Genomic DNA, 25,899 nt, shown 5'->3' on the forward strand with positions numbered 1-25,899 from the left:
TGGAAAGGCGGGGTCCACGCCCAGCTCAACGGGCTGCACATGTGAAACTGTGCGAGTTTATGACGCTTTCAGGCCGGTAGGGTCAGGCCAATTTTGTCATAAACGCAGTCACTAACTCGCATTGGGGCGAAGTAGGGCTAAATAGCAAATGGTGCCCACCCAGCGACACGCCGAGCGGACACACTTTTGTCTATTAACCCATGAAACTCAGCGACCGCCCGCAACCACAGCGCGCAAAGCACGCGCTGCCTCTTCCGGATTTTCTGCCTCGGTCAGTGCGCGAACCACCACAATGCGCTCCGCACCAGCGGCGATAACTTCACCAGCGGTCTCGGCGTTGATACCGCCGATTGCCCACCATGGCTTGACGGGGTCACTTGCGCCGCGGTCGTGTGGGCGCACAATATCGGCCACGGAATCCTGGTGGGACTCCGCTGATCCCTGTGCCCGCACTCTCCGCACCAGTGCCGCAGCCTCACTGACCATCTCGACTCCGACGGGCTGACGGTCGGGCTTCGTCGGGGTGGCATAAACCGGACCGATTACCGCGTAATCGATGCCATCGTCGGCAAGTGAGGCGGCGAACATGTCCAGATTTCGGTTGGACCGGCCGATGAGAACCTCGGGGCCAACGATCTGGCGGGCCTGCTCGGTCGTGAGGTCTTCCTGGCCCACATGCAGAATGTCTGCGCCGGTCAGCGCGGCAATGTCGGCGCGGTCATTGACGGCGAAGAGCTTGCCGTGTTCAGCGGCGACCTCGGCGAGGATCTCCACGGCGGCAATCTCGTCGCGAGTGTCGACTTTCTTGTCGCGCAGCTGGATGATGTCGGTGCCGCCTTCGTAACAGGCGTGCAGAAATTCGCGCAAATCACCGCGGGATGCGCGCGAGTCGGTGCAGAGGTACAGGCGGGCGTCGGCAAGCAGGGCGCGTCGTGTTGTGCGAGTGGCAGCTGATGAGGCGTTCATGTCCCCATGTTAGGCGAGGTTGAGGATGCGGTGTCGTGGCGGAGAGCCCAAAGTCATATGATGGGGGAGTACCACGTTCCGCGGGAGCCGTGCCCGGTATCGATGAGACACCGCTGGCTGAGAGGGCGAATAACGCCGACCGCTTTTACCTGATGCGGGTTATGCCGCCGGAGGGAGGAATGGCAGTGAATGCTGCCGCTATGGGTGCTGCCTCGACAAGTGAGGGTGGCACAGGGGATACGTCGTCAAGCGTTGTTATCGCAGGCGCGGGCATTATTGGCTTGGCGACGGCATGGAGACTACTCCGCCAGGGATTCGGTGTGACCGTCCTCGATGCCGAGCCCGTTTCCGGCGCAACTTTCGCCGCAGCGGGCATGCTGGCGCCGGTGGCCGAAGTTGTGTGGGATCAGCCGACGCTGTATCCGCTGATGGTGGAGTCGGGCAAGCTCTACCGCGACTTTGCTCAGAACATCGCTGAGGAATCAGGCCACGATGTCGGCTACATCGAGAATTCCACGTTCGTTTGTGCGGGTGATGCCGCCGACCGGCAGACCCTTAGCGAGCTCGTTGAGTTGCAGCATGACATAGGTATGGAAATCAACCGCATCACGGCAACCGAGGCGCGCCGGGCAGAACCGGCACTGGGGCCGGGCTGTGTTGGTGCGGTGGATATTCCAGGCGATCACCAGGTCAATCCGCGTCTGCTCGCCGAGGCGTTGCTGAGCATTCTGGGAGACCGTGTCATCCGCACCCGCGCGCAAGAGGTTATCTACGCTTCCGACCGCGCCATCGGTCTGCGCGGTGCGGACGGAAATGATTACCTCGCCGATGAGGTCGTTCTGGCTGCGGGGTTGAACACCGCCGATATCACCGGTCTGCCGGAGAATCTGAATCTGCCACTGCGCCCGGTCTATGGGGATGTGCTGCGTCTGCGTGTACCGGAGCGCCTGCAGCCGCTGGTCAACCGCACTATTCGCGGTGTGGTTCAGGGGCGTCCGGTTTATATCGTCCCGCGTGCTGACGGCACCGTCGTGCTCGGCGCCACCTCGCGCGAAGATGACCTGACCGGCGTCTCCGCCGAAGGAGTCCACCAGCTACTCCGCGACGCATACCGCCTGGTGCCCGGCATTCTCGACTGCGAAATCTACGAGATGACCGCCCGCGCCCGGCCGGGTTCCCCGGACGATGTCCCCATGATTGGCCGCGTGGCTCCAGGACTGACCGTGTCCACCGGCTACTTCCGCCACGGCATTCTGCTTACGGCTATCGGTTCCAAGCTCACCGCCGATGTCGTCGCCGGTCGAGAAAATGATAACGACCCGGCGCTCCTTTCCGCCGTCAATCCATTCCGCTTCAGTGACTAGAGGAGGCTCGCTTATGTCCACCACAACACTCAATGGCGAAGGCTACACACCGGCTGCGGGGGAGATGGTTGCAGATCTCGTCGCACAGCACACGGGGCACGCGCTTAACGACGACGGCACCGCCGCGGACGGTACCCGCCTGGGGATTGCAGTAGCCGTGGATGGTGCGGTGATTCCGCGTGCCAAGTGGGCGACCACGCCCGTGGCAGGTGCAATCGACATCGTGACAGCAGTTCAGGGAGGCTAGAGATGACTGAGAAGTCCGCACAGGAAAATATGTCCGCACAGGAAAACGAAACCGGGGCGGCGAGCGAACTGACGCGCGAACTTACACGGGAACCGCTGCGCATTGGCGGGTTGGAATTGAACTCCCGTCTGATTATGGGAACTGGCGGTGCGACCAGCATGGATACGCTGGAGCGCGCGCTGGTGGCTTCGGGCACCGAGCTGACTACGGTGGCGATGCGCCGCTTTACGCCCGGCACGAAGCAGAACGTTTTTGAGATTCTGCAGCGCAACAATATTGCGGCGCTGCCGAATACTGCGGGGTGCTATACCGCTCGTGACGCGGTGCTGACTGCGCAGTTGGCCCGCGAGGCGCTGGAGACCAATCTGCTAAAGCTCGAGGTCATCGCCGACGAGGACACGCTGCTGCCGGACCCGGTCGAGCTGGTTGCGGCAGCGGAGCAGTTGGTAGCTGACGACTTCGTCGTTTTCGCCTACACCAACGACGATCCGGCGCTGGCCAAGCGGCTGGAGGATCTGGGCTGTGCAGCTGTCATGCCGGCGGGCTCGCCGATTGGCACTGGTCTGGGCATTCTTAACCCACACAACATCGAGCTGATTGTGGACCGCGCGAATGTGCCCATCATCCTGGATGCGGGCATCGGTACCGCGTCTGAGGCAGCTCAGGCGATGGAGCTTGGCTGCGATGCAGTGCTGTTGGCATCCGCAGTGACCCGTGCACATGATCCGGTGGGCATGGCCACGGCGATGCGCTTCGGCGTTGAGGCAGGACTGACTGCTCGCGAGTCCGGCCGCATTCCACGGCGTCGACTAGCCCAGGCGAGCTCGTCGTTTGAGGGCATCATCACTGAGCGCGTCAGCGGCGCACGCGAGCAGGATTCTCTGTAATGGCTGAGCAGGGGGTCAATCTTTCGGACCGCGACCTGCGCCGGTACGCCCGGCACCTAACACTTCCGGGCTTTGGTGCCGAGGGGCAGCGAACTTTGCGAGCCTCCCGCGTCCTCGTCATCGGAGCTGGTGGCTTGGGATCGCCTGCGCTGTTGTACCTGGCCGGGGCAGGGGTCGGGCACATCACCATCATTGACGATGACGTGGTCGACGAGTCCAATCTTCAGCGCCAGGTCATTCACCGTGAGTCCGACATTGGTCGCCCGAAGGCCGAATCTGCCGCGGATGCCGTGCGGCGCCTTGACTCCGAGGCATCGGTGACCGCAATCGTCGGCAGGTTAAGCGTCGACAATGCTGAGGAGCTCTTCGCCACTCACGATGTAGTGCTCGACGGCGCGGACAATTTCGCCACCCGCTATCTGTCTTCCGATGCTGCGGAGCTGACCGGAACCCCGCTGGTCTGGGCCACAATCCTGCAGTTTGCAGGGCAACTGTCTGTGTTCTGGCCGGGCTGCGGTCCCATGCTTCGCGATCTCTACCCCGACATCCCCGACCCCGGCTCCGTGCCGTCGTGCGCCGCAGGTGGGGTTCTCGGCGCAATGGTCGGTCAGATTGGTTCCATGATGGTCGTCGAAGCAATCAAGGTGCTCACCGGTGTCGGCAAGGCCGCCGTCGGCAAGCTCGTGCTTATCGACGCTTTGGAGGCAACCACCCGCACACTGTCCTTTGCAACCGACCCGGAGCGCGAACCCGTTTCCGACCTGACCGAAATTGCGCAGGTGTGCGCAGCATCGTGGTCGGAAAATGAAGACGGCGCGGAGCAGAATGTGCGCAGCGTTGGTCCTCATGCAGTGCGTGAGCTTCTCGCCGAGGGCGTGCCTCTTATCGATGTACGCGAGCCCGAAGAGTATGCAGAGGCCGCCATTGCCGGATCGGTGCTTGTACCGCTCGGCGAAATTCGCAGCCGTAGGTGGGCTGCGATTCGCGAAGCGTGGGCTGAGCGGAACCTCCAGCCGAACTCCCCACGAGTTGTCATTCACTGCCACTCGGGTGCCCGTTCGCAGCAGGCAATTGAGCTGCTGGCTGGTGAGGTCGAGACTGATGGTGCCACGCCGGAGCTCATCAACTTGGACGGAGGTATTGTGGCCTGGCAGGCTGCGGGGCAGGAGACCGTCGTAAAGCGTGGTGGAACGCACTAATTAGCAGCTACCGCCATGCCCAGTTGAACAGTGTGCTTACGCCTGTGGCTTCAGTGTCGTCGACCACAACTCGGTGCCACGGGTGGTGAGCAAACGGACAGTCATCTCACGCGAGTCGCCGTCAATGTCGACTTCACCGAAGTGTTGGAAATCCTGCGTGGGGTCGGCGTTGGCGTTGTCCTTACCCGGAGCGTGGACGTATTCCACCTTCGGCCCGAAGGTCGGATCCATTTCGTTGGGGCCGAAAGCGCCCGCGTGGAGAGGACCGGAGACGAATTCCCAGAAGGGCGCGAAGTCAGTGAACTGTGCGCGCTCGGGGCTGTAGTGGTGAGCCGCGGTGTAGTGCACATCGGCGGTGAGCCAAACGACATTTGAAACATCTTTAATGGCGCTGAGCAGGCGAGCGATTTCACGCTCACGGCCTGCAGGCGTACCGGCGGCACCATTGGATACGCTTTCTTGGTCACCATCGTCGCCGTCGGGGACAATGATTCCAAGCGGTAGGTCATTGGCAATAATCTTCCACGTCGCGCGGGAGTCCTTGAGGGAGTCGATTAACCAGTTTGTCTGCTTTTCGCCAAGGATTGGTTCTTCGGTTGTCGAGCGCGGATTATTGGAAGTGTTTTCTCCCTTGTAGCTGCGCATATCCAGGATGAAGATGTCTAGCAAAGGGCCGTAGGAAACCTTGCGGTATACGCGCCCATCAACAGCCATTTGCTGATCAAGTGGCTGCCACTCATGGAAAGCCTGGTAGGCGCGCTTGGCCAGGGTGTTGACATCGCGCTCGGTATAGCGATCATCGTCTAGGACTTCGTTGGGGTACCAGTTGTTGACTGTTTCGTGGTCATCCCACTGGACCAGCTGCGGAACCTGCGCATTGAAGGCCAAGTAGTTCTTGTCCATGAGGTTGTAGGAGTACTGGCCGCGATAATCCTCGAGGGTTTCAGCAACTTTGGATTTGGCCGGAGTGACATGGTTGTGCCACACAGTGCCGTCGGAAAGCGTGACGGATTCCTCCAGCGGACCGTCGGCGTAGCAGGTGTCGCCTGAGTGAATGAATAGGTCTGGATTGCGCTCCAGCATGGTGGAAAAGCCGGTGTAGCCACCGATCTCGTCGTTAATTCCCCAACCCTGTCCTGCGACATCGCCGGACCAGTGCAGGCGGATGTTGGATGCGCGGTTGGGGGCAGTACGGAAGGTGCCGATAACGGGATCAGAGCAGATTCCAGTATCTGCCTCTTCGAGCGTGACGCGATAGAAGATTTCCTGCCCCGGTTCGAGACCGACGACACGTAGACGTCCGGTGCCGTCAGTGTCTGGAGTTAACAGAGAGTTACTGCGGAATACCTTGGCATTCTGGAAGCTCTCAGTTGCAGCAGTTTCAACCACCATGTGGGCGGGGCGGTCTGAGCGAGCCCAAATTAATGCGCCGTCGCCGCGGATATCGCCACTTGCAACGCCGTGGGTGAGCTGTGGCCGAGAACGCAGTAACCCTGGGGAGGCCAGTGACGGCGAACCCGGTGTAGCTGAAGCCGCAGCTCTAGAGGCATGAGCGAGCGTGACTGAAGTGGCAAGTGCGGTGGATGCGCCTAAACGTAGAGCGCTGCGACGGGAAAGCTGCATGGAGTCGAACGATAGGTTTTCCACTTTGACGTTCAGTTAAACCAGCGTGAACTCGAAGGAAAAAGTCGCAATTACAGAACAAAGGCTTAGTTATTGAGAATGACTGGGCTTCCTTTTGTAACGTAGATAACCGACTTGGGAGGAATGTGTCTTCCGAGCTGTCTTTTCTGAGACAAACAATCTAGAAGTGAAAGGCGCTGACCCCGATAATGGGATCTACACAAACGCCACAAGTAAAAACGCAAGAAAAGAAGTCGGGCGGTTTTCTTAAGAACCTGCCGACCGACCCGTTGATCTTCACGACGGCGATGGGTTTCATTGTCCTCTTTGTGGCAGTGACCATAGCGCTGGGGGATACCGCTCGGGATGCCTACTCGGCCGCTTCCGATTGGGTTACGTCTAACATGGGCTGGCTGTTCATCGGTGGTGTCTCGGCAAGCTTTATCTTCCTCATCGGCTTGTTTGTGTCCCGCTACGGACGCATCCAGCTTGGCGATGATGACGAAGAGCCCGAATACACCATCGCCGAGTGGTTCGGCATGCTCTTCGCCGGTGGTACTGGCTCCATGCTGATGTTCTGGGGCGTGGCTGAACCGCTCAACCACGCTTACAACCCGCCGTTCGGTCAAGAGCCGATGAGCCGCGAAGCTCAGAACACTGCGATGGCATTTACCATCTACCACCTGGGTATTCACATGTGGGTCATCATGGCGCTGCCGGGGCTCGCGCTGGGGTACTTCATTTACAAGCGTCACCTGCCGCCGCGCGTCTCCTCCATCTTCGCGCCGCTGCTCGGTACCCGCATCTACTCATGGCCGGGCAAGCTTATCGACGCCGTCGCCATCATCGGTACCGTCGTCGGTATCGCGGTATCGGTGGGCATGGGTGCGCTGCAGATTAACTCCGGTGCTGCACGTGTAATCGGTACCCCGGAAAGCTCGATGGTGCAGCTCATTCTGATTGCCATCATTATTGTGATTGCCTCGATTTCCGTGGCCCGCGGTCTGGACAAAGGTATTAAGGTGTTGTCCAATGCGAACATTTGGGCCGCCATGGCATTGATGGTCTTCGTGCTGCTCATGGGCCCGACATTGACGCTGCTGCGCCAGACCGTCGATACGGCGGGTGTCTACTTGGATGCGCTGCCTCGCATCATGTTCTGGACTGACTCCTACGACGTCAACCCGAATTGGAAACAGGGCGCCTGGACGGTCTTCTACTGGGCCTGGACAATCTGCTGGTCGCCATTTGTGGGCATGTTCGTCGCCCGTATTTCCCGCGGCCGTACTGTGCGTCAGTTCATTGCCGGTGTGATTGCACTGCCGACAATCGTGTCAATCATGTGGTTCTCTATCTTCGGCCGCGCTGGCTTCGAACTGGAAAATGAGCAGCCGGGCATTCTGACGGAACCAGTCGTCGAAGGAGGGGATCCCTCGCCGGCTCTATTTATCCTGCTGGAGCAGTACCCACTGGCAACCCTTGTCAGTGTGTTTGCGCTCTTTGTGATTATGATCTTCTTCGTCACCTCCATTGACTCCGCTTCGATGGTGATGGACATGATGTCCACCGGTGAGGAAAACAAGGCTCCGACCTTCTACCGCGTGCTGTGGGGCGTCATGATTGGTGCTGTGGCAGCTTCTCTGCTGCTGATTTCTGGTGAAACCGCACTGGAAGCGCTGCAGTCTGCCGTGATTGTTATCGGTGTACCGTTCTTCTTCCTCCACTTTGTGATGATGTACTCCTTGGTCAAAGGCATGAGTGATGACCACATGGCAGTGCGCAAGCCGGTTACCCGCCAGTGGGAGAAGACCGATACTCCGGAGAAGTTGGAGAAGCACGAAGCCGCACCCGCGCCGGGCTACGACGAAGAGGGCAATGAGCTGCCGCGCTTTGAGTACACCCACGATGAAGAGGGACGTCTGGTTATTCAGTCCGATGTGGTCGTTGAAGGTGAGTTTGAGTCTGGCGAAAAGTCGGAATCGGAGGAATTAGAGGAGTCGGGGACGAAGTCTGAGTCGTAGTAGAGCACGGTCGCAGTAGTGCCCGGCACTTGTGGCCACGCTATTCACCTATCGATGCACTGGAGCCTGTCCATCAGTGAGTAGCTCATCGATAAGAGCGAAGGCAAAGGCTGTAGCCAAATAAAAACGCCGCCCAGCGGAAACCTTTAGCAGTTTCCGTGGGCGGCGTCGCTGTGTTCGTCGTAAAGCAAGTGTGGCGTTAAGCCGTGATTAGCTCTACTCGTAGGTGCCTCGGAGGTCCTTGTAGTCCTCATCGTGCCAATCCACGTTGGCCTGGTCCTTGGTGGTGACACCGACGTCAGGCTGATGCGGGACCTTCGCAATGATGTTGCGGCGGGCGCGGCCGGCGCGGAGCTGGCTTTCGATACGCTCGGCAAGGTTGGCCAGGCCGAAGTTGATGGCAATGAGAATGATCGCCACGACGACCAGCGATGGAATCATGGCGCCGTAGTACTCGCCAAGCTGGCGGCCAGAGCGGACAACCTCGACGTAGCCAATCATGTAACCCAGCGCGGAGTCCTTCAGCGCAATGACCATCTGCGAGATAATCGCCGGCAGCATGGCGGCGACTGCCTGCGGCAGCAAAATAGTGACCATCGTCTGGCGGTGGGAGAGACCCAGCGCAATCGCGGCCTCACGCTGGCCCTTCGGCAGCGACTCGATGCCGGAGCGCAGTGTCTCGCCAATGACGGAGCCGTTGTACATGGTCAGGCCAAACACAACGGCGGCAAAGCCGAGGTAGTTCGACGGAAACAGCTGCCAAAGCGCGAACACCGAGTAGGCAAACAGCATGAGCACCAGCACCGGAATGGCGCGGAAGAACTCGACAATCACCGAGCACAGCCAGCGCACCGGTGCGACCGGGCTCAGCCTGCCGACGCCCAGGAGAGCGCCAATAACCAGTGCCAACACAATAGAGACGACAGCCGCGACAATGGTGCTGACCAGACCGGGCAGAATGTATGTGGTCCAGGTTGTGGATTCGAGGAAGAACGACCATTTATTGGCCTCGAACTGGCCCTTGTCGGCCAGCTTCATTCCCACCCAGGCGAGAATCGCAACGGTGATTGCGGCCACGATCCAGGTGAGGGTTCGGTTGAAGCGCTGAGCCTTGGGGCCCGGCGCGTCGTAAAGAACTGTTGCGCGAGTAGCCATTAGCGCTTCACCGCCCATCGCTTGCCAGCCCAGCCGAAGAACAGGCCGGTCGGCAGAGTCAGAATAATAAAGCCGACAGCGATGATGCCGAAGATAATCAGGATATCGCTGGCGTAGTTTTCGGTCATGGTCTTCATCAGCAGCGACGCTTCAGCCACACCGATTACCGAGGCAATCGTGGTGTTCTTGGTCAGCGCGATCAGGGTGTTGCCGAGCGGCACGATAGCGCCACGGAACGCCTGCGGGAAGATGATGTAGCGGAAGCTCTGGCCGAAGCTAAGCCCCAGGGAGCGGGCGGCTTCGGCCTGACCGAACGGCACAGTATTAATACCGGCGCGCAGGGACTCCGCAACGAAGCACGAGGTGTAGGCAACAAACGCCAACACCGCGAGACGGAAGTTCTGCTTGACAATGAAGGAGTCATTCTCCGCAGCCAGCAGCAGCCCCAAGTTGTAGTAGAGACCCATCGAGGCCAGCAGCACAATCAACGTCAGCGGGGTATTGCGGACAATGCTGATGTACCAGGTCGACAGGGTACGTAGGATTCCCACGGGGCTCACGCGCATAGCGGTGAGAAGCGTGCCAAAAATCAGGGAACCAATTGCCGAAGCAATCGTCAGTTTGATGGTTACCCAGAAAGCCGGAAGCAGTTCCGGCCCCATTTCACTCCATAGTTCTGGATTCATTGTTTGCTCGCACCCCTTCCTACTTCTTCTCTACGAACGACAGATCGCCGATTGCCGGCTTGTCGTCGAGCTCGAACTTGTCGCCCAAATGCTTCTTCAGGATCTTCTGAAGCTCACCGGTGTCGTACAGCGACTCCAGCGCCTCATTGATGGCCTCACGGCTGGCATCATCACCCTTGGGCAGGCCGATGCCGTAGTACTCATTGGTCCAGTAGGAACCATCGGGGTTGCGCAGCTCGACCACGCGGAAGTCGTCGCCGAAGCGCTCCTTGTAGCGCTGGGCGAAGCCCGCGAGAATAGTTGCATCGGTAGTCAGGGCATCGACGACACCCTGCTTCACACCTTCCGCGCACGCGGCGTAGGTATCGAACTCCTGCAGCTGCACCTCCGGTAGAGCGTCCTTGACTTTCTGCGCTGGGGTGGAGCCGGATACAGAACACAGGCGAGTGCCCGGGGCGACGTCGTCAAGCCCCTGGATACCCTCGGAACCGCGCACCAACAGTGCCTGGTGCGTGACCAGGTACGGGCCGGCGAAGTCGACGGCAGCCAGGCGGCCAGCGTTGATGGAGTAGGTGGCGGCGATCATGTTGACCTCGCCGTTGTTAATCAGCGTCTCGCGCTGAGCGGACGGGGTCTCGCGCCACTCCATCTCGGGCACATCCCAACCGTTCTTGTTGGCGATGTACTCAATGACGTAGCGGGAAACATCGTTGTCGACGCCCGCGAACTCACGGTCCGGGGTGCGCTCGCCGAGACCCGGCTGGTCAAACTTCGTACCCAGTGTCACGTGCCCGGCTTCGATATCGGCCAGCAGGTTTCGGGGTCCGCTGCTACCGCAGGCCGCGAGGCTCATCGTCGTGGCAACAGCTACGACAGCCGCCGCAACTCGCTTGCCGACGACACCTCGGCGGCCCTGGTTGCGACTGCGTCCCCGGCCTCCTCGTAATAGTGAAAGCTTCATGGTGACCAGCCCCGCCTAGTGTCCGACGATCTTGGCCAAGAAGTCCTTGGCGCGATCGCTCTGCGGGTTGGTGAAGAAGGTCTCCGGGTCGGTGTCTTCGACAATCGCACCGTCGGCCATGAACAGGATGCGGTCGGCCACGCGGCGGGCGAAGCTCATCTCGTGGGTGACACAGACCATGGTCATGCCGCCCTTGGCCAGGTCGGTCATGACATCGAGGACCTCGTTGATCATTTCCGGGTCGAGCGCGGAGGTGGGCTCGTCGAAAAGCATGACCTTCGGGTCCATGGCCAGGGCGCGTGCGATGGCGACGCGCTGCTGCTGACCGCCGGAGAGCTGCGCCGGGTACTTGTCAGCCTGTTCCGCAATGCCGACACGGGCGAGCAGCTTGTCCGCACGCTCGCGGGCCTCGGCTTTGGAGATCTTGCGGACCTTCAGTGGGGCCAACGTGACATTGTCGCGAATGGTCATGTGGCTGAAGAGGTTGAACTGCTGGAAGACCATGCCGACCTCAGCGCGCAGGCGGGTGAGTTCCTTACCTTCTTCGGGAAGGAGCTTGCCGTTGATGCGAATTTCGCCGCTGTCGATGGTTTCCAGGCGGTTGATGGTTCGGCACAGTGTGGATTTACCAGAGCCGGAGGGGCCGAGGATAACTACGACCTGGCCAGCTGGGATTTCCAGGTTGATGTCGCGCAAAGCGTGGTAATCGCCGTAGTGCTTGTTCACCTCGGCAATCGAAATCATGCTCTGTGGTGTGGATGATTCAGTCATGGGGGAAAGTATAGGTGACTCACGACACATAACTGCTATCGGTGTTCCTTGTCCGATATTCACCTGTAAAAAGTGACTGCACACCAATTAGTTCTAAAGATCCACGCGATGGCGCCTCGCAACAGGCTTGCGGCCATGCACGAACCAGTAGAAGACGGCCGCGAGAACCACCACAACCGCCAGGCCTGCGTACATCTTGTCGAAGCCCATAGTGGCGGCTACCGAACCAAGCACGATTGGGCCGAGGCCGATGCCCGCGTCGACAAGCAAGAGCAGCGTCGAGATGCCCGTGCCCAACTTGTGTGCCGGGGCCAGGTGCACAGAGATGGTCTGGCAGGCCGGCATCAGCGTGCCGTAGCCCAGGCCGCAGAGCGCACCGGCGGCGATAACGTGCCAGTCAGCGGTTGCGAAAGCCAGAACAAGCAGTGAGATGGTGAAGCACACCAGGCCGATGGCGATGACGGGGTTGTCGCCGCGGCGATCCTGCAGGCGTCCCAGTGAGAAACGTGCCGCCATCATCGCCACCGCATAGGCGATGAAGAAGAAGCTGGCGCCCCTAGTCAGGCCGCCCAGCTGCGAGTATCGGTTCAAAAACGTAATCACGCCCGCATACGCCAGGCCGATGAGCAGCATGAACAGGCCAATCGGCACCACTCTCGGCGTCATGATGTCATCGAAGGAAAATGTGCGCTTCGTCTCGCTTGCCGACGAATCCTCGGTGGCCTCGGCCTTGGTTTCCGCAGTGGCGGGCCCGTTGTGTTGTGGCAGAAAGAGTGCCAGCACCAGTCCGACAATGGACAGGCCGAGGGCTGTGGCAAAGAGGACGCTGTAGCCGACTGAGCCAATAAGGGCCAGGCCGAGAGCTGGGCCAATCGCTGTGGCCAGGGTGGTGCCGAGCGAGATATAGCCAGTACCCTCTGCGCGGCGCGAAGCCGGAATAGCGGTCTGGGCGGCGGCCATCACGGCGGTGGAGGCGAATGCGTAGGTCAGGCCGTGGATGATGCGGATTGCAATCAAGACCGGCAGGGATGCGGCCCACATGTAGGCGGCGCAGGCCGCCACGATGACAGCGAGCGAGCCAAGCATGATTCTGCGACCACCGAAGGTGTCCACCAAGTAGCCGGAAAAGAGACGAGCGATGGTGGCGCCGACCACGAAAGAACTGGCGGCGAAGCCACCGGCGGCATCGGAGGCGGAGAAGCGCTGGACGGCGTAGAGCGCCATGACCGTGATTGAAAGGTAGAACACCAGGTACATGCTGAAGTTAATCAGCCAGCTGATGATGAACGCGGGGGAGAAGAGCTTGTCCTGCCCGTGCTGCTCGTCCTGCTCGTTCTGTTTGTGCCTGTTCTGTGTGGTCGTATGCGTTGTCATGCTGAAGATGCGGTCTCTTTTCTCGTTTGAAAACGATCGTGGAATTAGTGCTTTGGCGAAACTGCTTTCCGGCATTTGTATCATGCAAAAATGCAGTTAGGGCTCGAATTATAACAATTGGTTTGTATGATGCAAATGTGCTTTTTCGGCCTTAACCGCATCCGTGGCGCGCTAGAATAGGGGCTGTTCAGCAAACAGATACATCCCGCAGGCCCATTAAAGGGCCGACATAAAGGCGACAAGAGGATTGACTGCCACCGTGCGAAACGACGACCTGGCCGCGCTCGTTTACGAGAACATGCTGCTATCCCGGGTGAGCTCCAGCGGCTACCGACCACATCGTAAGGACATCCTGTTGGATCGCTCCGCCGCAGCACTGCTGGCTAGGCTGGAAGCACAGCCGGATATGACGGTCGCCGAGCTCTCCGATGCACTAGGGCTGGACATTTCTACAGTGCATCGCCAGCTGGCCGCCGCCATGCGGCAGGGGTATATCGCGAAGAGGTCCGCGCCGTCGTCAAGCGCGAAGGTGCATAGCGCGACCGACAAGGGGCTAGAGCTGCTGCACCGGGAGATTGAGGCGCGTAAGAATACCGTCGATGACATTACGCATGGCTGGGAAGACTCGGAGCTCGCGGAGTTCGTGCGATTGATGCGCAAATTCAACGAGGGCGTGGAAGAAATGCGTGGTCATCCATGGCCTAGATAACCGCGGATGCAGTGGTCATGGAATACTTGAGGGCGTGGCTGAGAAAAAGAAGATCGCAAACGTCCTTGCTAACCGATACGCCTCTGCGACTCTGGCTGAGTTGTGGAGCCCTGAGTACAAGATCATCCTCGAGCGCAAGCTCTGGATTGCCGTTCTGAAGGCTCAGGTCGCTCGCGGAATTGAGGTGCCGGAGGGCACTATCGAGGCGTATGAGAAGGTCATCGACCAGGTTGACCTCGACTCCATTGCCGCCCGTGAGCGTATTACTCGCCACGATGTGAAGGCTCGCATTGAAGAGTTCTGCGACCTGGCTGGCACCGAGCACATTCACAAGGGTATGACCTCGCGTGACCTGACCGAAAACGTTGAGCAGCTGCAGGTTCTGCAGTCGCTGAAGGTCGTGCGCGACAAGGCCGTTGCCGTTGCCGCCCGCACTGCGGAAAAGGCCTCCGAGTACCAGTCGCTGGTGATGGCAGGTCGCTCCCACAACGTCGCCGCACAGGCAACAACCCTGGGTAAGCGCTTCGCCTCTGCTGCGGACGAGATGCTGCTGGGCATCGAGCGCGTAGAAGACCTGATTTCCCGCTACCCACTGCGTGGCATCAAGGGCCCGATGGGTACCGCCCAGGACATGCTGGATCTGCTTGACGGTGATGAGTCCGCACTGGCCTCCCTCGAAAACGAAATCGCTGAAGGCCTCGGCTTCGACCGCGTCTTTGACTCCGTTGGTCAGGTCTACCCGCGCACCCTCGACTTCGACGCTCTGTCCGCACTGGTCGAGCTGGGCGCAGGCCCGGCGTCGCTGGCCACCACCATCCGCCTGATGGCCGGTAATGAGACCGTCACCGAGGGCTTCAAGGAAGGCCAGGTCGGCTCTTCCGCCATGCCGCACAAGATGAACGCCCGCTCCTGTGAGCGCGTCCACGGTTTCCAGGTCATCCTGCGTGGTTACATGACCATGCTCTCCGAATACGCCGGTACTCAGTGGAACGAAGGCGACGTTTCCTGCTCCGTGGTTCGCCGCGTTGCACTGCCGGATGCTTTCTTCGCCATGGACGGCATGTTCGAAACCTTCCTCACCGTCCTGTCCGAGTTCGGTGCATTCCCGGCCATGATCGACCGTGAGCTGGAGCGCTACCTGCCGTTCCTGGCTTCCACCAAGATCCTCATGGCAGCCGTTCGCGCTGGTATGGGCCGCGAGGAAGCCCACGAGATCATCAAGGAGCACGCCGTCGCCACCGCACTGGATATGCGCGAAAAGGGTGCTGAGCAGAATCTCACTGAACGTCTCGCTGCAGATGAGCGTTTCCCGCTGGATGCCGCAGGGCTTGCCGACGCTCTGGCGAACCGCCATGCGTTCATCGGTGCCGCGGAATCCCAGGTTGACCGCGTAGTTGCACGTGTGCAGGCTGTCGTGGACAAGTACCCAGAGGCCGCGGCCTACAAGCCGGGCGAGATTCTGTAGCTTCGCGAGCGTCACGCGCGAAACACGTAAACGAAAAAACGTAAAGACGTAAGGTCCCTTGAAAAACTCTGTCACGTTGGTGGCAGAGTTTTTCTTTGTTTGTTGACGAAAGCACCAGTGAGCAGCCAAGTTCCTCGGTACGATGAGCGATAAGCATCGAAACCTCTACTCGAAAGGTGCCCGACGTGACATCGGCTGTTAGGACTTCGCTTTCTCGCCCAGGTGCCACATTGAATGTGCTGCGCTGGGTTCCAGAAAATGACAAGGGCGCGCCCATTACTCCTAAGGGAGTGGTGCAGATTGTCCACGGCATGGTCGAGTACGCCAACCGCTACGCCAAGTTCGCCGAGTACCTCGTATCCCAGGGTTATGCCGTCGTCGCGCACGACCATCGCGGCCACGGTATGACCAAGACGGATGCTGGCATCCCGGGCTTCTTCGCTGACTACGGTGGCTGGAACCTGATTCTCGAAGACCTCCACGCGGTGCGCCAGTACGTTGATGCAGAATTCCCAGGTAGCAAGCACTATATTCTCGGCCACTCCATGGGGTCGCTTCTGACTCGTAACTACATCGCCAAGTACGGCGAGGGGCTCACCGGTGTCATTATCATGGGCACTGTGTCGTGGCCAGGGGCTAAGGGCGACGCGGGAATGAAGGTGGCAAACCTGCTGGCTAAGATTCGTCCTACCGCGCCGGGCAAGCTGCTCAACACTCTCACCTTTGCTGATTACAACAAGGACTTTGAGCGCCGCACTAAGTTTGATTGGCTCACCCGCGACCACAAGATTGTCGATGCTTATATTGCGGACGACAAGTGTGGTTTCGTTCCCACCAATGCCTTTTTCCGCGACCTTCTCGTCGGCACGCACTACGCGAACTCGCCTGAAGTCTATGAGAAAGCGCCTGATGAGCTGCCGCTTTTCGTGGTTTCCGGTGCCGTTGATCCGGCGGGTGGCGCTGCCTGTGTGACTGAGGTCGTGGGCAAATACCTGAACGCGGGCAAGAAGGACGTGCGCTTTAAGGTCTATCCGGATGGTCGCCATGAGATTCTCAACGAGTTGAATAAGGAAGAGGTCTACTCCGACATTGTGGCGTGGTTGGAGTCCCGCTAGGGGGAGCTGGTTAATAGACAAAAAGTATGCCCGTTCGGCGGGTCGACCGGTGGGCATCTTTTGCTACTTATCCCAATGCGAGTTACTGACTGCGTTTATGTCAGCGGCGGCAGGGCGATGCAAGTTACTGACTGCGTTTATGACAAAAATGGCCTGAAAAATTGCCTGAAAGTGTCATAAACTCATACAGTTTCACATTTGCAGCCCGTAATCATATTTGGCGCCCGTAATTTTTGGGGTCTGCCCAGTCATTATCTTGAGAATCAGACATACTTTTGTCATGTAACGTTCTTTTTACGCTTGAAGATTTACGCTTGAAGAAAAGGAACCGACCACATGATCAGAAGAAGACAACTCTCAGCGGTCGTGCTCACCATCTCCATGCTGCTGGTGCTCGTAGGCTCTTTTGCGGGAATCACAACAGGGCGTGCACAGGCGCAAGAGGCCGCGAGTACTATCTCGCCAACCATGGTGATCCTGGATGCTTCAGGGTCAATGCTTGCCGACGACGCGGGCGGCCAGACCCGAATGGAGGCAGCGAAGACTGCCACGAGTAAGTTCGCGGGATCGGTGTCAGAGGACTCCGAAATTGGGTTCATGGTCTACGGCACGGAAGTTGGCAATTCGCCGGAGGAGCGGGAAGCTGGCTGTCAGGACATCACCACGCTGCTGCCCGTGCAGGCGGGTAACTCGGCGAAGATTCCTGCTGAAGTAGGAAAGGTCCAAGCCTCCGGCCACACCCCGATGGGGCCTGCGCTGCGTCAGGCTGCCGATGAGTTGCCGAAAGAAGGGCAACGTTCGATTGTGTTGGTCTCCGATGGTGAGGACACCTGTGCTCCGCCACCGGTGTGCGAGGTAGCCAAGGAACTCAAGCAGCAGGGCATTGACCTGGTCATCAACACAGTTGGTTTCCTTGTTGATGCAGGTGCACGTGCTGAACTGGAGTGCATTGCTGAGGCCACTGGCGGTGAGTACCTGGACGCCCAGGACTCCGATTCGCTGGCTGAGTCCATGAAGACGCTGGCGACCCGCACCGCACGCACCGCGCAGTCCAGCGCGCAAGAGATACAGGGCGGCGACGCTCCTACGAGCGCTACCAAGGTGCCTGCCGACGTGGAAACGTTCTCGACCAAGCTGCGGGAAAAGACTCCTGAGTCCGAGCGCAGCATCGGTAATCAGGAAGGCGACGGTGCTGAGTACTTCTCCGTCCCGGTTGCTGAGGGAGAGCGGCTTGCAATTAGTGCGGCTACCGTGCCGGGAGCGTCGTCAGGCGCGACGTTGATGGACCTAGATGTTCGTAACTTCGCGCTCACTATGCATTTGGATGACAGCAGTTGCTTCCTGGCCAATGATTTCGGCAATGGCATCATCGACTCCAATGGCCCCTTTTTCGCATCGATAACAACCAAGCAGTCCGGGGGAGCTGAGGGGGACTGTAAGCCGGGCAATGTGGTGTTCTCCGTGGCTCGGAAAGGCGGCTCCTTCGAGGGCCAGGACATTCCTGCAGAAGTAACCATCAAGCGTTTCGCCAACGAAAACCTGATTGATGTGCCGGAGGCGTTCCCGTCCGACAAGGAGAGCTTGAACCCTCCGCCCGCGACACCGGAAGCAGATCAGGCTAAGAAGGTCACCCCAGGTTCGTGGTTCGATGACGCCACGGAACTTACTGCCGACAACATCAGCAGCGTCACGGCCGACATTGTTCCTGGTGAGACGCACGTGTACAAGATCAAGTCCGAGTATGGGCAGCAGCTCCGCGGCGCCGTCAAACTCATTGACGCCCCAGAAGCGGACAAGCTTGCACAGATCTCCGGCCTGGATATCAAGACGCTGAACTCGGCACGCCAGCTCGCCGGCAGCGAGGAAAACCGTCCGGCCAATGAACACCAGATCGGTGAAGAGACTACATTTGGTAACTCGGCCCGGATTAACTATCGCAATCGGATCGGCGAAGATAGTGAAAAGTCGGGCGATTACGAGGCTGAAAGAGCCTGGTTGGATGGCGACCAGTACATCGTTGTCTTCTTCAACAACAGCTGGGGTGCCGGTCAATCCCACGATGTCGCGGGTGTTCAAAACGTCCCGGTGACTTACCAGCTGACCACGGAGTTGGTCGGCGAGAAGATTCCGGGCCCAGCTTTTGAACAGGTCGCGCACAAGTCGCCAAGTAGCGAGGCCCCGACTAGTAGCCAGCAGAATCCGAAGGGCACCGAAGAAAACGAGGATGACGGCTCTTCCAACATGATGTGGTTCTCTATTGGTGCAGTTCTGTTAGCCGTCGTCGGCGCGGCAATCGCGTTGACCCGTAAGTAACGCTAGAGCGTCCAGTACACGCCGAATCGGTCAGGCTTGACGACGGCTTCCGTGCCCTCGGCAACCTCAGCGCCTGTTAGGCCAAGCGCTTGGCAGGCGCTTTCGACCTCTTCGGCCGAATCGCTGGAGAGGCGCATCGCCACACCGTCGCCGAAGGTGAAATTGTGCATGCCCGGCGAGTCGAGCGTCATGAAATTCCCTGACCCGAAAAGCCGGTTGTATACCTCGGTGGCGGCGGCAGCCTGTGGTTCGTCGCCTGTCCACATGAAGTAGGGAATAACGGCGGGATTCGCTGTCTTTGCGGCAGCGTCCGTGCTTGCAGCCCCGCTGGTTAAGGAATCAATCATCAGTTGCCAGTTGACCCCATTGCCGTCGACCAACCAGCCAAAGAGCGGCGAGAAATCGTAGCTGGTCAGGGGCATGAGCGTAGCACCACCGCTGATGGTTTCATCACCCGCCATCAGATGCTCCCACAGTCTGCGCAGCTGGTTTTCCTGACCAGGGGCAAATCGCACCATAAAAGACACAGCGGGGGTTAATCGGCGGTTCCCGTTCTCAATGAGTTCAAAGTCCATCCCGCCGATGGTGAGCGTGGTGGAGTTGGGCTTGATGTTGGAGTGAAAACCTTCGGCGTAAAACCGCGCAGCGGCGCGGGGGTCGTCGTTAAGCGCGATCACGGCCGAGATAGAAACAGTCATGAAAATGAGCCTAACGACGAGCGCCTAACCGCGCAGAGAACGCAGCGTTTGATCCTAGTCAGTGAAGAATCTTCATACGGCGATATCCCCAGTAACGCTGCGCTGATTAGGGGATTTCAGTTAGTGGCGTGGGCTCTGCTCGCGAACTAGGTCTGCAAATCTGTTGATGTAGTCGCGAACAAAGTCCTCAGTGCTTGACGACGTGAATTCTCCTTGTTCGTCAATGAGTGTTGGCGATTGTCCCAGGAAGACCTCTGGCTGACCGAGCATCGGCATGTCGAAGTACGACAGCGCGAGTCGCAAGTTCTTCTGAGAGCTATAACCGCCCATACGGCCGACGGAGTGGCTGATAATTCCCGCGGGCAGGTTCTTCCATGCCACATCACCGTTGGGCTTAGATCCGATGTCAACGGCATTCTTCAGAGCTGCAGGAATTGTGCGGTTGTTTTCTGGGGTGACAAATAGGATGCCATCGCTGGCTTTAATGGTTTCCCGGAAACTGGTGTATTCCGCGGGAGTCGCAATATCGGACACTGCGGGGTCGTCGTAGTCGAAGTTGTAGAGAGGGAGGTCACGAATCTCGACGATGTCGACTTTGAAGTCATCGGGGAAGTACGTGGCTGCCTTGAGTGCAATCTTTCGTGCATAGGAGGCTCGACGCAAGCTTCCTACCAGGATAGAAATCTGTGCAGTCATGCGAATGTTCCTTTCTTAGGATGTATGGGGAAAGACGTGGATTTAGAAATCCCAGTCTTCATCTGCGGTGTCTTCGGCTTTTCCGATGACATATGCGGAGCCAGAACCGGAGAAAAAGTCGTGGTTTTCATCTGACCCCGGGGTGAGGGCGGCGAGAATCTCGGGCTTGAATGCGGTCTCATCATGGTTAAACCGCTGCGGGTAACCCAAGTTCATGAGCGCTTTGTTGGCGTTGTATCGAATGAAGTTGGCAACGTCGTCGTAAAGCCCGAGTGGTTGGTATAGGGCTTCGGAGTACCTTAGTTCGAGCTGGTATAGCTCGTCGAGAAGCTCGAAGACGAAAGCCTTCATCTGCGCTTGCGTGGCGCTGTCGTAGGTTTCTACGCCTCGCTGGAACTTGTAGCCGGAGTAATAGCCGTGAACAGCTTTGTCGCGCAGAATCAGGCGCACCATGTCGGCGGTGTTGGTCAGGATGCCTCGTGATGCGAAGTGCAGCGGGAGGTAGAAGCCGGCGTAGAGCGAGAAGGACGAAAGAAGCGTTGCTGCCGCCTTTCGCTTGAGCGGAACGTCGCCATAATAGTGTTTGAGCACAGCTTTTGACCGAGCCTGCAGGATGTCATTGGCGACTGCCCATTGGTAGGCAGCGTCGATGTCAGGGGTATTGGACAGCGTGGAAAATACTGAAGAATAGGACTTTGCATGCACTGCTTGCATGAAAGCGATATTCGTGTAGACGGCCTCTTCATGTTCTGTGCGGGCATCTTGAATTTGGGAAATCTCTCCGACAGACGCCTGGACTGTGTCGAGCATGGTCAGTCCGGTGAAGACCTTCATGGTCAGCTCGCGTTCTAGATCGGTGAGGCGTCGCCAGTCTGCAAGGTCATTGGACAGTGGGACTTTTTCGGGCAGCCAAAAATTTGCTGTTAGGCGATTCCACACTTCGAGATCTTTGTCATCGTGCACTCGGTTCCAGTTGATTGGCCGAAGGCGGGCAGCTGGGTCCTTGCGAAAAGACGGTGGCGTAGTTGAATAGCTGTAGATGTTCAAGAAGTAGCGCTCCTCCAGAATTTTTCCAGGCCCTCTTTGACGTTTTCCACATCGTGGTCTGTCCCCAGTAACTCGTAGTGGTATAGCTCCGGGACCTGGCATTTTGCAGAAATGATGGCTCCGGCTATGCAAAAGTCGGTGCCGAAATTTGTGTTGCCCGAGGTGATGACACCGCGGATGAAACTCCTGTTGGTTTCGTCGTTGAGAAAAGCGATGACTTGCTTAGGTACCGCGCGGCGCCGACATCCGCCACCATAAGTCGGTGTGATCAGGACAAATGGGCTGCAAACGCGAATCATTCCGTCTTTTCGCGGATGTAACGGGATGCGTGCTGCTGGTTGAGCCAGCTTTTGGACGAACCGGTGAGTGTTTTCAGAAGCACTGGAGAAGTACACGATTCGGGGTGACTCCTCCGGTGGGAGTTCCGTGAAAGTCAGCGGCGTCTTCGATGATGAAGACACTCGATTACCTCCTATGTTCAATGGATTGAACATAAAATAGAGGAGTGAATGGGGTGTCAACAAGGCGTTGCCTACATGCGGTTGAAAAGTGCTTAGTCACGCAATTGCGAAGTAAAGCCGCGACTCTTCATTAACGGCGGAAAAACCCAGCAGCTGATCTTCAAGGCGGGAAAGTGGCGGGGTTGCCGGCCGGGGGGAGAGGGAGGAGGTGGTGTCTCTCGGAGGGGGCTCCAGTCGTGCCCCGGGCAAAAGCACAACAGGGAAACAAAACCGCCGCGCTTTGGAAAGGCCCAGTCGATGAGGAGACTGGTTTTCCAAAGCGCGGCGTTTTCTACAGCGCTTTCGCATCAACTACTTCAGCGGACGAACACTTCCGGTGAAGTGCGGACGCTTCTTCTTGCGATCCCACGCGACAATGTTGACTGCGCGGCCGATGTTGGAGCTGCCCTCAGTCAGGTTGTGAGCAGCACCTGCACCGTCACCGGTGTGGGTGAGTGCGACATTGATGGTGGTCGGCAGAACGACCGGCGCACCGAAGGAAATCTGGAACTCGTACGACTGACCCGGCAGAACCTGTGCCTCAGCCAGCGCGCGGGAGGCGGTGTACATGCCGTGTGCAATCGCTGCTGGCATGCCCAGAGCCTTCGCGGAGACAGAGGTGATGTGAATCGGGTTCCAGTCACCGGAAACCTTGGCCCACTTGCGGCCGGTGTTGCCAGCCAGCTTCCACTGAGCGGTGGGGAAGGGAACCTTGAACTGCTCGCGTTTGATGGTCTCGGCGCCGGACTTGATGGCCTCACGCTGTGCCTGGACCTCTTCGAAGCCCTCGGCATCCTTCAGGCGAACGCCCTTGGCCAGATACACCGACTGCTCCTCGACCAAGGTGGCGCCGGATGCGGACGATGTAACAGTTGACTCCAGAACAACCTCAGTGCCCGAGCGGTGAGCGCGGAATGCGGCAACCTTCACCGCGATATCAACTTTGCCACCGAGTGTGACAGGCGAGATTTCGCGGTAGGTGTTCTCGGTGTGGACCAGGCCCATCATCGGCAGCGGGAAATCATCCGCAGCCATTAGCTCCATCTGGATGGGCATGATTAGGGCGTGGATGTGGCCGAAGAAAGCCTGTTCAGACTTCGGGGCGCCAACGACGTCGCGGAAGTCCTGGTCACGGTCGGCATCGACAGTGACGCCCTTGACCACTAGTTCATCGACCTTGATTTCGGTGGAGTTCGGGCGTTTCTTCGCCGAACCAGCAGCTGCCTTGGCGTAGAGCGGAACCAGATTGGGAATGGCATCCAGGGTCTTAGCCATAAGTTTTCCTCTTTCCTCCTTATCGGGAGCCTATGCGGAAGCCGCGACTTCGCTTAGGCGCCGACGATGTTCTGACCGCAGACGCGCAGGACGTGACCATTGACGCCGAGAGCGCGGTCGGAGACCAGGAAGGCGATTGCCTGGGCGACATCGCCCGGCTGGCCACCCTGCTGCAGCGAGTTCACGCGTCGAGCAACCTGGCGGTTGACGAACGGAATAGCAGCGGTCATGTCGGTCTCGATGAAGCCCGGAGCAACAGCGTTGATGTTGCCGCCGCGCTTAGCGAACTCCTCAGCGTAAGCCTCGACCATTGCGATAACACCGGCCTTGGAGGTGGCGTAGTTGGTCTGACCGCGGTTACCTGCGATACCGGAGGTGGAAGCCATGGTGGCAATACGCGGAGCCTTCTCGAAGGCCTTGTGGTTCAGCAGCTGCTCGTTCATCTTCAGCTGAGCCTCGATGTTGACGGCGATGACCGAGCCCCACTTGGCGTCGTCCATGTTGGCGAACATCTTGTCGCGGGTGATACCTGCGTTGTGGATGACGATGTCCAGGCGGCCGTAGCGGGCCACAGCAGCATCGGCAATGGCGTTGCCGGCGTCGTCGGCAGTGATGTCCTGCTGCAGAGCCAGGCCACCGAGCTCGTTGGCAACCTTGGACAGCGCCTCGCCAGCCTGCGGAACGTCGATGACGATGACCTCTGCGCCGTCAGCCTTGAGCTGACGAGCGATAGCGGCGCCGATACCACGGGCGGAACCGGTGACAGCGGCAACCTTGCCAGCCAGCGGCTTATCCCAGTCGGCCGGAATCTCACCAGCGTCGGAGGTGACGCGGAGGAACTGGCCGTCGATGAAGGCCGAGCGGCCGGAGAGGAAGAAGTGCAGGGAGGAAATCACGGACGGGGCGGTGACCGAGACACCCGGAGCAACGAGGATGCCGTTAGCGGTGGAGCCGCCACGAACCTCGTGGCCGAGGGAGCGAATCAGGCCCTCGATACCACCGGCGACAGCGTTCTCAGCAATCTCGGCCGGAGTTGCGTTGTGGTGAGCATCCTTGGCGCGGGAGACGGTGACGATGCGGCCACCCTTGTCCAGCTTGCGCATGTGCTTTGCAGCAGCGAGCACTGGGCCCTGCAGCTCTGACGGGCGCTTAGCCTCGGTGGCGACGAGGACAATGGCACCAATCTTGTCGTCAGCGGCGTTGCCACGACGAACTTGCAGGCCCCACTCTGTCAGCTGAGCTGCAACTGCGTCTGCATCTGCACCCTCGCCGGTGACGAGCACCTTGTCGTTGTTCAGCAGCGGACCGCCCGGCTTGTGGCGGCGCAGGAACGGTGGCTGTGGCAGGCCAGCGGCTTTAGCCAGTCCAGTGAGCGGACCACCGTTGACGAGTTCCTGGTACTTATCGGTCATGGAAAATTCTCCTTGAAAGTAAAAGTGTCTTTATCGGTGGTGCGCTTTTAGACGCGAGCCTCGAGAACTGCGACAACACCCTGGCCGCCCGCGGCACAGACGGAGATCAGGCCGCGAGTGGTCTTGCCGGTCTCGTCTGCCTTCTGGCGCAGCATCTTGGCGAGGGCTGCCACAATGCGGCCGCCGGTAGCGGCGAATGGGTGGCCGGCTGCCAGGGAAGAGCCCTTGACGTTGAGCTTCTCGCGCGGGATGGAGCCCAGCGGGCCTTCCAGCCCAAGCTTGGTGCGGCAGAACTCCTCGTCCTCCCATGCCTTCATGGTGGACAGGACGGTGCCGGCGAAAGCCTCGTGGATCTCGAAGAAGTCGAAGTCGTCGAAGGTCCAGCCGTTGCGGGCCAGCAGGCGCGGGGTGGCGTAAGCCGGAGCCATCAGCAGACCCTCGTCGCCGTGGACAAAGTCAACTGCGGCTGCCTCGGAATCGACGACGTCGGCAAGCACCGGCAGACCGCGCTCAGCGGCCCACTCCGGGGTGGAGACGAGGACGGCAGAGGCGCCGTCGGTAAGCGGAGTGGAGTTACCGGCGGTCATGGTCGGCTCTGCTTCCAGGCCGCGGCCGAAGACCGGCTTGAGCTTGGCCAGCTTCTCCGGGGTGGAGTCCGGGCGCATGTTGGTGTCACGGGAAACGCCCTTGTACGGGGTGACGAGGTCAGTGAAGAAGCCCTCGTCGTAAGCGTTTGCCATGTTTTGGTGGGAAGCGGCGGCGAGCTCATCCTGCTCAGCTCGGGTAACGCCCCACTTGGCGGTGGTGATGGCCTGGTGCTCACCCATGGACAGGCCAGTGCGCGGCTCGCCGGTCGACGGAGTGTCCGGAGCCAGGTCGGACGGACGAGCCTTCAGGAAGACCTTTGCCATGTCCAGAGTGGACTTCTGGCGGCTGGCCTCCAGCAGGATCTTGCGCAGACGGTCGTTGACAGCAATAGGAGCGTCGGAGGTGGTGTCCACACCGCCGGCGATAGCGGAGTCAATCTGACCCAGCTTAATCATGTTGGAGACAGAGTTGAGGGCCTCCATGCCGGTGGCACATGCCATCTGAATGTCGAAAGCCGGGGTGTCCGGCGCCAGTGCGGAGCCGAGGACACACTCACGGGTGAGGTTAAAGTCACGGGAGTGCTTCAGCACAGCGCCGGCGGAGACTGCACCGAGGCGTTCGCCGCCGATACCGAAGCGGGCGACGAGACCGTCGATTGCAGCGGTCAGCATGTCCTGGTTCGACTCGTTAGCGTATTCCTTATTAGAACGAGCGAACGGAATGCGGTTACCGCCGACGACGACTGCGCGGCGCAGAGAGTTATTGTTGGCCTGAGCTGCCATGTGATTGTTCCCTTCAAAATCCTTGAAGTGTGACGTGAATTACTA

23 protein-coding genes and 1 riboswitch are annotated in these 25,899 nt (G+C 59.2%); of the genes, 9 read left to right on the top strand and 14 right to left on the bottom strand.

Features of this window, described 5'->3' with window-relative positions:
* Positions 1–207 precede the first annotated feature (207 nt).
* Complete coding sequence (locus CHU70_RS03395) at positions 208–966, bottom strand: thiamine phosphate synthase (protein ID WP_147739774.1); 759 nt, start codon at positions 964–966, stop codon at positions 208–210.
* A 70-nt stretch (positions 967–1,036) separates the two neighbouring features.
* Positions 1,037–1,159, top strand: a riboswitch (TPP riboswitch).
* Between the two features lie 7 nt (positions 1,160–1,166).
* On the opposite strand from CHU70_RS03395, the gene thiO reads away from it, so the two are divergent.
* Genes thiO through CHU70_RS03415 form a run of 4 tightly spaced genes read left to right on the top strand, consistent with a single transcriptional unit; the run spans position 1,167 to position 4,663 of the window.
* A complete protein-coding gene (gene thiO, locus CHU70_RS03400; protein WP_222865563.1) occupies positions 1,167–2,330 on the top strand; it encodes a glycine oxidase ThiO in 1,164 nt (387 codons plus the stop codon).
* A 13-nt stretch (positions 2,331–2,343) separates the two neighbouring features.
* Positions 2,344–2,577: a sulfur carrier protein ThiS gene (thiS, locus tag CHU70_RS03405; protein WP_070560520.1), complete on the top strand. Its 234-nt coding sequence runs from the start codon at positions 2,344–2,346 to the stop codon at positions 2,575–2,577.
* Between the two features lie 2 nt (positions 2,578–2,579).
* Positions 2,580–3,464, top strand: a complete 885-nt coding sequence (locus tag CHU70_RS03410) for a thiazole synthase (protein ID WP_197737677.1) — start codon at positions 2,580–2,582, stop codon at positions 3,462–3,464.
* Complete coding sequence (locus tag CHU70_RS03415; protein ID WP_049172156.1) at positions 3,464–4,663, top strand: ThiF family adenylyltransferase; 1,200 nt, start codon at positions 3,464–3,466, stop codon at positions 4,661–4,663. The genes CHU70_RS03410 and CHU70_RS03415 overlap by 1 nt, the downstream gene beginning before the upstream one ends.
* Before the next feature lie 36 nt (positions 4,664–4,699).
* Here CHU70_RS03415 and CHU70_RS03420 read toward each other — a convergent pair whose 3' ends face one another.
* Positions 4,700–6,286: an alkaline phosphatase gene (locus CHU70_RS03420; protein ID WP_070595804.1), complete on the bottom strand. Its 1,587-nt coding sequence runs from the start codon at positions 6,284–6,286 to the stop codon at positions 4,700–4,702.
* Positions 6,287–6,495: 209 nt separating this feature from the next.
* Between CHU70_RS03420 and CHU70_RS03425 the strand changes: the two genes are divergently transcribed.
* Positions 6,496–8,307, top strand: coding sequence for a BCCT family transporter (locus tag CHU70_RS03425; protein ID WP_147719478.1), 1,812 nt, complete (start codon positions 6,496–6,498; stop codon positions 8,305–8,307).
* A gap of 216 nt (positions 8,308–8,523) precedes the next feature.
* On the opposite strand, the gene CHU70_RS03430 is transcribed toward CHU70_RS03425, so the two are convergent.
* From CHU70_RS03430 to CHU70_RS03450, 5 genes are all read right to left on the bottom strand, one after another.
* Positions 8,524–9,462 (bottom strand): amino acid ABC transporter permease, encoded by a 939-nt coding sequence (locus CHU70_RS03430; RefSeq protein ID WP_016421416.1) that lies wholly within the window; start codon positions 9,460–9,462, stop codon positions 8,524–8,526.
* On the bottom strand, positions 9,462–10,148 hold the full coding sequence (locus CHU70_RS03435) for an amino acid ABC transporter permease (protein ID WP_042388211.1): 687 nt from the start codon (positions 10,146–10,148) through the stop codon (positions 9,462–9,464). Before CHU70_RS03435 ends, CHU70_RS03430 begins: the two co-directional genes overlap by 1 nt.
* A 19-nt stretch (positions 10,149–10,167) precedes the next feature.
* Positions 10,168–11,109 carry a glutamate ABC transporter substrate-binding protein gene (locus CHU70_RS03440; RefSeq protein WP_070429293.1) on the bottom strand — a complete coding sequence of 314 codons (942 nt, stop codon included), beginning with the start codon at positions 11,107–11,109 and terminating at the stop codon, positions 10,168–10,170.
* A 15-nt stretch (positions 11,110–11,124) separates the two neighbouring features.
* Positions 11,125–11,853 carry an amino acid ABC transporter ATP-binding protein gene (locus CHU70_RS03445; RefSeq protein ID WP_042388208.1) on the bottom strand — a complete coding sequence of 243 codons (729 nt, stop codon included), beginning with the start codon at positions 11,851–11,853 and terminating at the stop codon, positions 11,125–11,127.
* 120 nt (positions 11,854–11,973) lie between these two features.
* Complete coding sequence (locus CHU70_RS03450; protein ID WP_147719479.1) at positions 11,974–13,254, bottom strand: MFS transporter; 1,281 nt, start codon at positions 13,252–13,254, stop codon at positions 11,974–11,976.
* Between the two features lie 259 nt (positions 13,255–13,513).
* Between CHU70_RS03450 and CHU70_RS03455 the strand changes: the two genes are divergently transcribed.
* From CHU70_RS03455 to CHU70_RS03470, 4 genes are all read left to right on the top strand, one after another.
* Complete coding sequence (locus CHU70_RS03455) at positions 13,514–13,963, top strand: MarR family winged helix-turn-helix transcriptional regulator (protein WP_049172172.1); 450 nt, start codon at positions 13,514–13,516, stop codon at positions 13,961–13,963.
* A 34-nt stretch (positions 13,964–13,997) separates the two neighbouring features.
* Positions 13,998–15,428, top strand: a complete 1,431-nt coding sequence (gene purB, locus CHU70_RS03460; RefSeq protein WP_069359129.1) for an adenylosuccinate lyase — start codon at positions 13,998–14,000, stop codon at positions 15,426–15,428.
* A 185-nt stretch (positions 15,429–15,613) separates the two neighbouring features.
* On the top strand, positions 15,614–16,543 hold the full coding sequence (locus CHU70_RS03465) for an alpha/beta fold hydrolase (protein ID WP_016421409.1): 930 nt from the start codon (positions 15,614–15,616) through the stop codon (positions 16,541–16,543).
* Between the two features lie 336 nt (positions 16,544–16,879).
* Positions 16,880–18,856 carry a VWA domain-containing protein gene (locus tag CHU70_RS03470; RefSeq protein ID WP_016421407.1) on the top strand — a complete coding sequence of 659 codons (1,977 nt, stop codon included), beginning with the start codon at positions 16,880–16,882 and terminating at the stop codon, positions 18,854–18,856.
* A gap of 2 nt (positions 18,857–18,858) precedes the next feature.
* On the opposite strand, the gene CHU70_RS03475 is transcribed toward CHU70_RS03470, so the two are convergent.
* The 7 genes from CHU70_RS03475 to CHU70_RS03505 all read right to left on the bottom strand — a co-directional run bounded on the left by CHU70_RS03475 (position 18,859) and on the right by CHU70_RS03505 (position 25,854).
* A complete protein-coding gene (locus CHU70_RS03475; RefSeq protein WP_049173075.1) occupies positions 18,859–19,554 on the bottom strand; it encodes a VOC family protein in 696 nt (231 codons plus the stop codon).
* Between the two features lie 120 nt (positions 19,555–19,674).
* Positions 19,675–20,250, bottom strand: coding sequence for an NADPH-dependent FMN reductase (locus tag CHU70_RS03480; protein WP_016421405.1), 576 nt, complete (start codon positions 20,248–20,250; stop codon positions 19,675–19,677).
* Positions 20,251–20,292: 42 nt separating this feature from the next.
* Entirely contained in the window at positions 20,293–21,297 is a 1,005-nt protein-coding gene (gene nrdF / locus CHU70_RS03485) for a class 1b ribonucleoside-diphosphate reductase subunit beta (protein ID WP_076773175.1), read from the bottom strand.
* Positions 21,294–21,758 (bottom strand): class Ib ribonucleoside-diphosphate reductase assembly flavoprotein NrdI, encoded by a 465-nt coding sequence (nrdI, locus tag CHU70_RS03490; protein ID WP_080971522.1) that lies wholly within the window; start codon positions 21,756–21,758, stop codon positions 21,294–21,296. Before nrdI ends, nrdF begins: the two co-directional genes overlap by 4 nt.
* Positions 21,759–22,109: 351 nt before the next feature.
* The gene (locus tag CHU70_RS03495) at positions 22,110–23,072 is read right to left on the bottom strand and encodes a MaoC/PaaZ C-terminal domain-containing protein (protein ID WP_147719480.1); all 963 of its coding nucleotides are present in this window, start codon (positions 23,070–23,072) and stop codon (positions 22,110–22,112) included.
* Positions 23,073–23,125: 53 nt separating this feature from the next.
* Entirely contained in the window at positions 23,126–24,484 is a 1,359-nt protein-coding gene (locus tag CHU70_RS03500; protein ID WP_126108185.1) for a 3-oxoacyl-ACP reductase, read from the bottom strand.
* A gap of 47 nt (positions 24,485–24,531) precedes the next feature.
* Positions 24,532–25,854: an acetyl-CoA C-acetyltransferase gene (locus CHU70_RS03505; protein WP_016421400.1), complete on the bottom strand. Its 1,323-nt coding sequence runs from the start codon at positions 25,852–25,854 to the stop codon at positions 24,532–24,534.
* Positions 25,855–25,899 lie beyond the last annotated feature (45 nt).

Origin of the sequence: Corynebacterium sp. LK10 (assembly GCF_008042455.1) — a bacterium.
GTDB lineage: Bacteria > Actinomycetota > Actinomycetes > Mycobacteriales > Mycobacteriaceae > Corynebacterium > Corynebacterium jeikeium_D.